Source organism: Rhizobacter sp., assembly GCF_031412495.1.
Lineage (GTDB): Bacteria > Pseudomonadota > Gammaproteobacteria > Burkholderiales > Burkholderiaceae_C > Schlegelella_A.
This window is the reverse complement of record NZ_JANODC010000031.1, coordinates 1-9,001: the sequence shown is the minus strand read 5'-3', so window position 1 is coordinate 9,001 and position 9,001 is coordinate 1. Positions and strand designations below refer to the sequence as shown.

9 protein-coding genes are annotated in these 9,001 nt (G+C 70.6%); 2 read left to right on the top strand and 7 right to left on the bottom strand.

Features of this window, described 5'->3' with window-relative positions; all coding sequences use genetic code 11:
* The 5 genes from AC30N0_RS01150 to AC30N0_RS01130 all read right to left on the bottom strand — a co-directional run.
* A partial coding sequence (locus AC30N0_RS01150; RefSeq protein WP_489516106.1) for a 3-keto-5-aminohexanoate cleavage protein occupies window positions 1-140 on the bottom strand: 140 nt, incomplete at its 3' end.
* 18 nt (window positions 141-158) lie between these two features.
* Window positions 159-1,112, bottom strand: a complete 954-nt coding sequence (locus AC30N0_RS01145) for a 3-hydroxyacyl-CoA dehydrogenase (RefSeq protein ID WP_489516105.1) — start codon at window positions 1,110-1,112, stop codon at window positions 159-161.
* Between the two features lie 13 nt (window positions 1,113-1,125).
* Complete coding sequence (locus AC30N0_RS01140) at window positions 1,126-3,639, bottom strand: branched-chain amino acid ABC transporter ATP-binding protein/permease (protein WP_489516104.1); 2,514 nt, start codon at window positions 3,637-3,639, stop codon at window positions 1,126-1,128.
* A gap of 41 nt (window positions 3,640-3,680) precedes the next feature.
* Window positions 3,681-4,550 carry a branched-chain amino acid ABC transporter permease gene (locus AC30N0_RS01135; protein WP_489516103.1) on the bottom strand — a complete coding sequence of 290 codons (870 nt, stop codon included), beginning with the start codon at window positions 4,548-4,550 and terminating at the stop codon, window positions 3,681-3,683.
* A gap of 27 nt (window positions 4,551-4,577) precedes the next feature.
* The gene (locus tag AC30N0_RS01130; RefSeq protein ID WP_489516102.1) at window positions 4,578-5,828 is read right to left on the bottom strand and encodes an ABC transporter substrate-binding protein; all 1,251 of its coding nucleotides are present in this window, start codon (window positions 5,826-5,828) and stop codon (window positions 4,578-4,580) included.
* A 115-nt stretch (window positions 5,829-5,943) separates the two neighbouring features.
* Between AC30N0_RS01130 and AC30N0_RS01125 the strand changes: the two genes are divergently transcribed.
* Entirely contained in the window at window positions 5,944-6,606 is a 663-nt protein-coding gene (locus AC30N0_RS01125; RefSeq protein ID WP_489516101.1) for a GntR family transcriptional regulator, read from the top strand.
* Between the two features lie 17 nt (window positions 6,607-6,623).
* Window positions 6,624-7,400, top strand: a complete 777-nt coding sequence (locus AC30N0_RS01120; RefSeq protein WP_489516100.1) for an SDR family oxidoreductase — start codon at window positions 6,624-6,626, stop codon at window positions 7,398-7,400.
* 23 nt (window positions 7,401-7,423) lie between these two features.
* On the opposite strand, the gene AC30N0_RS01115 is transcribed toward AC30N0_RS01120, so the two are convergent.
* Both AC30N0_RS01115 and AC30N0_RS01110 read right to left on the bottom strand, forming a co-directional pair.
* A complete protein-coding gene (locus AC30N0_RS01115; protein WP_489516099.1) occupies window positions 7,424-8,719 on the bottom strand; it encodes a TRAP transporter large permease in 1,296 nt (431 codons plus the stop codon).
* A partial coding sequence (locus AC30N0_RS01110; RefSeq protein WP_489516098.1) for a TRAP transporter small permease subunit occupies window positions 8,716-9,001 on the bottom strand: 286 nt, incomplete at its 5' end. The genes AC30N0_RS01110 and AC30N0_RS01115, both read right to left, overlap by 4 nt.

The window sequence follows — 9,001 nt, the reverse complement described above, 5'->3', positions numbered from 1 at the left end:
GCCTCGTGCGCGCCGAGCGCCGCCTCGGCGATCTCGTCGGCGGTGATCGGCAGGTGCGGCGACATGCTCGGCGTGTGGATGGCGCCGGTGACGGCGCAGGTGATCATCACCTTGCGTTGCTTGCTCTGGGTCGTGGCCATGTCCGGGCTTTCGTGAGTTCAGTTCGTCGGTGCGGGCTTCTGCGCCCGCTTGTGGGCCGCCAGCGCGGCGAGGCGATCGTCGCGCCAGCGGCTCTTCTCCGCCACCTCGGACGGCTGCGGCGGCGGCCCCCAGGCGGCAGCCGCGTCGCGCCATCGTTCGTCGCTCCACACCTCTTTCGAGGGCAGATCGGCCAGGTAGCGGCGAAACCACGGCACGTAGCGTTCGCAGTAGTCGGCCATGCCGCCGGGCGCGTTCAGCTCGATCGTCTCGAAGGGGCCCATGAAGGCCCAGCGCAGGCCGAGGCCGTCGGCAAGGGTGTGATCGAGGTCCTGCGGGCTGACGACGCCGTCCTGCACCAGCCGGAACGCTTCGGTCAGCAGCGCCACTTGGAGGCGGTTGAGGACGAAGCCGTCGATCTCACGCCGGACCTCGATCGGCTTTTGGCCGACGCTCGACATCACCTCGCGGGCGCGCGCCTTCGTCTCGGCGGAAGTCCACGGCGCGCCGCACAGCTCGACCACCGGCACCAGGTGCGGCGGGTTCACCGGATGGGCGACGAGGCAGCGGGCGCGGCCGGCAAGCCCTTCGGTGAACTGCGAGGCGACGATCGCCGACGTCGACGAGCCGAGGATGCATGCGGCCGGCGTCGCGGCGTCGAGCGAAGCGAAGGTCGCGCGCTTGGCGTCGAGCGTCTCCGGGCCGCTTTCCTGCACGTACTCGGCCGCCTGCACCGCCTCGGCGAGCGTCGCCACCACCTGCACCCGCGCCGCGGCGGCGGCGGCGTCGTCGACCAGCCCGTGCGCCTGCAGCTCGTGCAGGGAGCGCGCGACGAGGGCGTGTGCCGCTTCGCGCTGCGCCGGCACCGGGTCCCACACGCGCACCTGCCAGCCGGCGCGCGCGAAGACGTGCGCCCAGGAGCGGCCGATCAGGCCGGCGCCGACGATGCCGGCGGTTCGTTGCGCGTCGCTCATGAACCTACTTCCTTCACAGCCAGAGTACCTTGCGCCGGAGCTCGAGGTCGCGCGAGAGCGCGGCCGACGGGCCGACGTGCGTCACCGCGCCGCGCTCGAGCGCGACCGTGCGGTCGGACAGCGCCAGCGCGAGGTCGAGATGATGATCGACGATGAGGATCGCGACCTCGTGGCGCAGCTTGTCGAAGGCCTCGAACAGCTCCTCGACGATGGCCGGCGCCAGGCCCTCGAAGGGCTCGTCGAGGAGCAGCAGGCGGGTGTCTCCCGAAAGGGCGCGCGCCACCGCCACCATCTGCTGCTCGCCGCCCGAGAGGTAGTCGGCCGGCGCGCGCCAGCGTTCCTTGATGCGCGGGAAGAAGGCGAAGATCTTTTCCTCGTCCCAGTGGATGCCGGCATCGTTGCGCCGCTTCAGCCGGCCGAGCTCCATGTTCTCGGCCACCGACATGCCGGCGAAGAGGCCGCGCCCTTGCGGCACGTAGGCGACGCCGCGGCGGGCGATCAGCGCCGCCGGCTGGCCCGCGAGCGCGGCGCCGGCGAGGACGATGCTGCCGCTGGCCGGCGGCGCGACGCCGATGATCGTCTTCAGCAGCGTCGACTTGCCGGCACCGTTGCGGCCCAGCAGGGCGACGATCTCGTGCTCGTGCACGGAAAGGCTGACGTCGCGCAGGATGTGGCTCTTGCCGTAGAAGGTGTTCACGCCCTCGATAGCGAGCAGCGTCCCGGCCTCGGCCGCACTCGGCCGCACCCGCTCCGCCAGGGCGTGCGAGCCGGCGCCGATGTAGACCGCCTGCACGAGCGGCGAGTCGCGCGCTTCGGCGACGCTGCCGTCGAGCAGGACCTCGCCGTCGTTCATCACCGTGACCGCGTCGGCCAGGGCGAAGACGCGGTCGATGTCGTGCTCGACCAGCAGCACCGGCAGGTCGGCCGAGATCGACTTGATGAGGCGGCCGACGCGCTCGCGCTCGGCCGCGGCCAGGCCGGCGAGCGGCTCGTCGAGGAGAAGCAGCTTCGGCCGCGTCGCCAGGGCCAGCGCCATGTCGAGCAGGCGCTGGCCGCCGTAGGAAAGCGAGGCGGCCGGCGCGCCCTCGACGCCGCCCAGGCCCATCGTGCGCACCACCTCGGCGGTGTCGCGGTTGACATCGGCGAGCGCAGCGGCGTCGGCCCAGACCGAGAAGCGCTGCGGGTGGCGCGCCTGCACCGCCAGCCGCACGTTCTCCTCGACCGAGAGCGTGGCGAACAGGTTCGTGATCTGGAACGAGCGGCCGATGCCGGCGCGCGTGATCGCCTCCGGGGCGAGGCCGGCGATCGGCTGGCCGGCGAGGGCGACCGTGCCGCGGTCGGGAGGGAAGAGGCCCGAGATCAGGTTGAAGGCGGTCGTCTTGCCGGCGCCGTTCGGGCCGATGAGGGCGTGCAGGCTCTTGTCGCGCAACCTGAGCGACATCTCCTTGACGGCGCGGATGCCGCCGAACTGCTTGGCCAGGCCGCTCGCTTCCAGGATGGCCGCGCCAGCGCTCGGCGGCGGGCGCAGGAACGCCGGCAGCACGACCGTGCCGGCGAGGCGGTCGGCCATCGCCGCGTCGCCCGCCGGGCGCTTGCGCCAGCGCGCCGTCGCCCGCGCGTACAGGCCGACCAGGCCGGTCGGCGAGAAGACGATGAAAGCGACGAACAGGATGCCGAAGAAGAGCAGCCAGTTCTCGGTGGCGCGCGAGAGCGAGTCGCGGAAGATGACGAAGAACAGGGCGCCGAGCGCCGGCCCGAGGAACGAGCGCATGCCGCCGATGATCACCATCGCCAGCAGCTCGCCCGAGAAGGCGACCGAGATCGGCTCGGCCGAGGTCATGCGGTTGTTGAAGGCGAGCAGCATGCCGGCCAGGCCGGTGAGCGCCGCCGACCCGACGAAGGCGACGAGCTTGACGCGGTCGGTCGGGTAGCCGACGAAGCGCGCCCGTTGCTCGTTTTCGCGGATGGCGACGAGCACCGTGCCGAGCGGCGAACGGTGGAAGCGCCACAGCGCGGCGACGGCGAGAAAGCTGATCGTGGCGACGAGCGCGTAGTAGAGACCTGCGCTTTCGAACGAGAGGCCGAAGGCGACGGGCCGGGTCAGGCCGCCGAGGCCGTTCTCGCCGCCGGTGACCTCGGTCCAGCGAAAGGCGACCGAATAGAGCATCGCCGAGAGCGCCAGCGTCAGCAGCGAGAAGTAGACGCCGCGCCGGCGCAGGATGAGGAAGCCGAACGCCGTGGCGAGCACGGCCACCGCGGCCAGGCCGATGGCGAGCGGCAGAACGAAGGAGCCCGGAAAGAGACTCAGCTGCGCCATCGCCGCCGCGTAGGCGCCCAGGCCGAACCAGGCGCCGTGCCCGAACGAGGTGAGACCGGTCGTACCGACCAGGATGTTGAGCGCCAGGCAGGCGATGGCGAAGATCACGACCTCGGTCGCCGAGGTAATGCCGAGGCCGAGCACGGACAGGGCGAAGGGCAGCAGCGCCAGCGCGATGGCGGCGACGAGGAGATCGCGGCGGGACGGCATGGCGTTCTGTCGGCGGGGGGGGCGAGCGGCGTGGCTCGGGCCTACTCGAAGCGCTGGATGCGCTCGCCGAACAGGCCGCGCGGCCGCACCAGCAGCACCAGCAGCATGAGCAGGTAGATCGCCGCTTCCGAGTACTGCGGGTAACCGGCGGCGGTGACGCCGCCCTTGGTCAGGCCGACGACGATGGCCGCCAGGACCACGCCCCAGAACGAGCCGAGGCCGCCGATGACGACGACGACGAAGGCCGAGGTGATGATCTCGGCGCCCATGGCCGGATGGATCGAGAAGATCGGCGCCAGCATCACGCCGGCGAGCCCGGCCAGGCAGATGCCCAGGAAGGCGATCGCCGCCATGTAGGGCTCGAGCGAGATGCCGAGCGCGCTCACCATGTCGGGGTTCTGCACGCCGGCGCGGACGACGCGGCCGAACGGCGTGCGCTGCAGCAGCAGCCACAGGCCCGCCACGCACGCCGCCGCGACGCCGAGGAGAAGCAGCCGGTAGCGCGGGTAGACGAAGTCGCCCAGAAAGACCTGGCCGCGCAGTGCCTCGGGGATCGACCACGAGAGCGGCGGTGCGCCGAAGATCATGCGCAGCGCCTGCTCGGCAACCATCGCCAGCCCGAAGGTGAGCAGCAAGGACAGGGCCGGGTCGGCCTTGTAGAAACGGCGAAACAGCAGCCGCTCGATCACCACGCCGAGCACGCCGACGGCCAGTGGCGAGAGCACTGCCGCCGCGCCGAAGCCGAGCTGCTGGCCGATGCTCACGGCCAGGTACGCGCCGATCGCATAGAACGCGCCGTGCGCCAGGTTGACGATGCCGCCGAGCGAGAAGATCAGCGACAGGCCGAGCGCGATCAGCAGGTAATAGGCGCCGGCCAGCAGGCCGTTGAGCAGGTGTTGGGCGACGAGCACGGCGGCGCCTCTCGGTCTCTCAGCCCCTCAGGCCATCCTGCATTCGTTCTCCTCGGCGGTGGTCGCGATCACCTCGAGCGATTCGCCCGCACTGGGCACCGGCGCCGAGGAGCGGAAGATGTCCCAGTTGTTCCTGACATCCGCCGGGGCCAGCGCCTGCACCGTGTACATCTCGTGCATCATCTGGTGATCGGCTTTGCGGAAGTAGCCTTCGCGCGTCTTCATGAGGCCGAACTTGGCGCCTTTCTCGAAGTGCTCGACGAGCTTGATCGACTCGGTCGATTTCGTCTCGGCCATGGCCTGCGTCGTCAGCCGGATGGCGTTGTAGTCGCCCCAGGCCTGGTTCTCGGGCGGGCGATTGTAGCGCTTCGTGAACTCGGCGACGAAGCGCTTGCTGTCCGGCGTGTCGATCAGGTGGTGCCAGACCACGGGCCAGGTGCCGTGGAAGTTGCCCTTGCCGGCGGCCCAGGCGAGCGCGGTGTCGAAGCCGAAGCCGGCGATCGGATGCTGCAGGCCGAACTCGGTGTACTGCTTGAGGAAGTTGGTGACCTGGTTGCCGGCCAGGTTGGAGATGACGAGGTCGGGCCGGGCGCTGCGGATCTCGAGCAGCAGCGGCGAGAAGTCGGTGGCGTCGGTCGGCACCAGCTTGTCGGCCGCGAAGTCGCCGCCGTTGGCGGCCATGAAGCGCTTCGAGACGCGCAGCAGGTCGTGGCCGAAGGCGTAGTCGGCCGTCAGCGAGAACCACTTCTTGCCCTTGACGAGGCCCTGCGCCATGAGCGAGCGGCCGCAGGTCTTCACGTACATCGAGTTCTGGCTCTCGATGTGGAACATGAACTTCTTGCAACCCTTGCCGCGCAGCTCGTCGGAGTTGCCGCCGGTGTTGATGAAGAGCGTCTTCGTGCGCTCGGCGACCTGACTGATGGTCAGGCACGAGGCCGACGAGATCTCGCCGATGATGCAGGCGACCTTGTCGCGCTCGATCATGCGTTCGGCCTTGGTCGAGGCGGTCTGCGGGTTGACCGAGTCTTCCTTCAGGAGTTCGAGCTTCCTGCCGTTGACGCCGCCGGCGGCGTTGATCTCGGCCACGGCCATGTCGGCCGCCTGCACCGCGAACTCGCCGAGCGGGCCGAGGAAGCCGGTGCGCGGCGTCAGGTGGCCGATGCGAATGACGTCGGCCTGGGCCCGACCGATGGCCGGAAAGCCGAGCAGGGCCGCGGCCGAGGCGGCGGAGGCGCCGGCGACGAGCGTGCGGCGGCGGGAATCGATCGGGTGCGTCATGCGTTGTCTCCTTGCCACGATCTGTGATCACAGTTATCGTGCACCGGATCCGGCCTCGTGTCCAGCGGGCCTTCACCGAGCCTGCCGCCGCCTGCCCCCGTCGATCGCCGAAGCCATGGACCCGACCCTGAGCGCCGAGGTGCTGGCCACCTTGCGCGGCCAGCTCGTCACCGGCCTGCTCGCCCCGGGCGACCGGCTCTCGCTGCGCAGCCTGGCCGGGCGGCTCGGTGTCTCGATGCAGCCGGTGCGCGACGCCGTGGCGCGGCTGGTCGCCGAGCGCGCCCTCGAGGTCGCGCCGAAGCGGGCGGTGCAGGTGCCGCTCATGTCGGCGCCCCAGTTCCGCGAGCTGACGGCCATTCGCCTCGGCATCGAGGGCTTCGCCGCCGAGTGCGCGGCGCGCAGGCTGGGCGGCGCCGAGCGCGCCGCCTTGCGTCGCCACGAGTCGGCGTTCCGGCGCGAGAGCCAGCGGCGCGTGCCCGACATCGACGCGGCGATCGTCGCCAATGCCAGCCTGCACTTCGCCGTCTACCGCGCCGCCGGCATGCCGGCGCTGACGGCGATCATCGAAGGCCTGTGGCTGCGCATCGGGCCGGTGCTCAACCTCGACATGCGCGCCGGCCCCGGCCGGCTCGCCAGCGGCGCGGCGGTGCGCTGCCACGCGGCGCTGGTCGCTGCGATCGAGCGCGGCGACGCGGCGACGGCGCGCGATGTGCTGCTCGAGGACATCGGCAGCACGGCGGCGTTCATCGAGGCCCGCGGCGTCCTGCCGCTGGCCTAGGACATGAGGAAGCAAACATGGATCTCGGCCTCACCAACGCGCGCGTGATGGTCTCGGCGGGTGCCTCGGGCATCGGCCTGGCGATCGCCCGCGCTTTCGTGCGCGAAGGTGCGCGGGTGTCCGTGGGCGACGCCGATGCCGCCGCCCTGGCCGCGCTAGCCAGCAGCGACCCGGCCCTGCACGCCGTCTCCTGCGACGTGGCCGATCGCGAGCAGGTCGGGCGCTGGTTCGCCGCTGCCCTGGCGCATCTTGGCGGGCTCGACTGCCTGGTCAACAACGCCGGCATCGCCGGGCCGACCGGGGCGGTGGAAGCGATCGACCCCGAGGCCTGGGACCGCACGCTCGCCGTCGACCTGACCGGTCAGTTCAACTGCGTGCGCCTGGCGGTGCCGGCGCTGCGCGCCTCGGGCAACGCCAGCATCGTCTGCGTCTCGTCGCTGGCCGGCCGGCTCGGCTTCGCCCTGCGCACGCCCTATGCGGCGGCGAAGTGGGGCGTGATCGGCCTCATGCGCTCGCTCGCCATCGAGCTCGGCCCGGAGCGCATCCGCGTCAATGCTCTGCTCCCCGGCATCGTCGCCGGCGAGCGGCAGCGCCGCGTGCTCACCGCCAAGGCCGAGGCGCGCGGCCTGTCGTTCGAGGAGATCGAGAAAAGCGCCTTCGCCGGCACCTCCCTCAAGGAGTACGTGACCGCAGAGCAGCTCGCCGACTACGTCGTCTTCGTCGCCAGCCAGCGCGCTGCGACGATCTCCGGGCAGGCGCTCTCGGTGTGCGGCGACACGAACATGCTCAGCTGAGCGCAGGCGCTCGGGCGCAGCGCCTATAGCTTCAGCAGGCGCGGCAGCCAGAGGCTCAGCTGCGGGAAGGCGACGATGATCGCCAGCAGCACGATCTCGGCGATCACGAACGGGGTCACGCCGCGGAAGATGGTCGCCGTCGAGACGCCGGGCAGCATGTTCTTGACCACGAACATGTTCATGCCCACCGGCGGGCTGATGAGCCCGATCTGCACGACGATGACGATGATGATCCCGAACCAGACCGGGTCGAAGCCGAGGCCGACCACCAGCGGGAAGAACACGGGCACCGTCAGCAGGATCATCGACAGCTCCTCCATCGCCGTGCCGAGGATCACGTAGATGCCGCAGATGGCGATCATCACGACGATGGGGTTCACCTGGTACTGCATGACGAAGCTCTTCAGCTCCGCCGGCATGGCCGTGTAGTTGACGAAGCTGGCGAAGACCAGCGCGCCGACCAGGATCATGAACAGCATCGCCGTCGTGCGCGCGCTCTCGACGAGCACGTCGAGCAGGGCCCGCGGCGACAGGACGCGCCGGAACAGGGCGAAACCGAAGGCACCGAAGGCGCCGATGCCCGCGCCTTCGGTGGCCGTGAACACGCCGCCGTAGATGCCGCCCATGACGATGACGAAGAGGGCCCCGACCGCCCACACGTCGCGCAGCGCGCGCAGCCGCTCGCTCCAGGCGGCGCGCTCGGCGCGCGGGCCGGCGGCGGGGTCCCGCCAGGTGATGTACTGCACCGCCAGGCAGAGCAGGACGATGGCGATCAACCCCGGCAGCACGCCGGCCGCGAACATGCGGCCGATGTTGGTCTCGGTGATGATTCCGTAGATGACCATCACCGTCGACGGCGGAATGAGGATGCCGAGCGTGCCGCCGGCGGCGATCGTGCCGGCGGCGAGCTGGTCCGAGTAGCCGTGCTCGTGCATCGACGGGTAGGCGACCTTGGTCATCGTCGCCGCGGTCGCGATCGACGAGCCGCAGATCGCGCCGAAGCCGCCGCAGGCGAGCACGGTGGCCGTCGCCAGGCCGCCCCGGAAATGGCCGACGAAGGTGTAGCCGGCGCGGTACAGCTCCTTCGACATCCCGGCACGGGTGACGAAGTTGCCCATCAGGATGAAGAGCGGGACGACCGACAGCGTGTACTGGAAGCCGGACTCGTAGACCACCGTCGTCGCCGACGCCATGGCCGGGCCGACGCCGCGCAACCACCACAGGCCCAGGAAGCCGACCAGGCCCATCGAGATGGCGATCGGCACGCGCACGAACGACAGCGCCAGCAGCGCCGCCAGGCCGAGGAGGGCTTCCGTCATAGGGCGGTGCTGCCGTCTTCGGTCTCGGGGTGCGGCACGAAGATGAGCCAGAGGTGGATCAGCCCGGCGATCACGATCATCGTGCCCATCAGGTAGGCGACCGGCGCGAGCGGCAGCTTCAGGACGTTGGTTGTGTCGCCATAGTCGGCGACCCGGGCGGCGCGGCGGAAGATCAGCCAGCCGATGCCCGACAGCGTCAGGAAGCAGACGACGTCGGCGATCACGTCGAGCAGGCGCTTGACCCGCTTCGACATGAAGGTGTCGAAGGTGTCGATGACGATG

Excerpts from the sequence above, each read along its gene's own strand:
- AC30N0_RS01145 (WP_489516105.1), bottom strand. The coding sequence starts at position 1,112 with ATGAGCGACGCGCAACGAACCGCCGGCATCGTCGGCGCCGGCCTGATC.
- AC30N0_RS01140 (WP_489516104.1), bottom strand. The coding sequence starts at position 3,639 with ATGCCGTCCCGCCGCGATCTCCTCGTCGCCGCCATCGCGCTGGCGCTG.
- AC30N0_RS01130 (WP_489516102.1), bottom strand. The coding sequence starts at position 5,828 with ATGACGCACCCGATCGATTCCCGCCGCCGCACGCTCGTCGCCGGCGCC.
- AC30N0_RS01125 (WP_489516101.1), top strand. The coding sequence starts at position 5,944 with ATGGACCCGACCCTGAGCGCCGAGGTGCTGGCCACCTTGCGCGGCCAG.
- AC30N0_RS01120 (WP_489516100.1), top strand. The coding sequence starts at position 6,624 with ATGGATCTCGGCCTCACCAACGCGCGCGTGATGGTCTCGGCGGGTGCC.
- AC30N0_RS01115 (WP_489516099.1), bottom strand. The coding sequence starts at position 8,719 with ATGACGGAAGCCCTCCTCGGCCTGGCGGCGCTGCTGGCGCTGTCGTTC.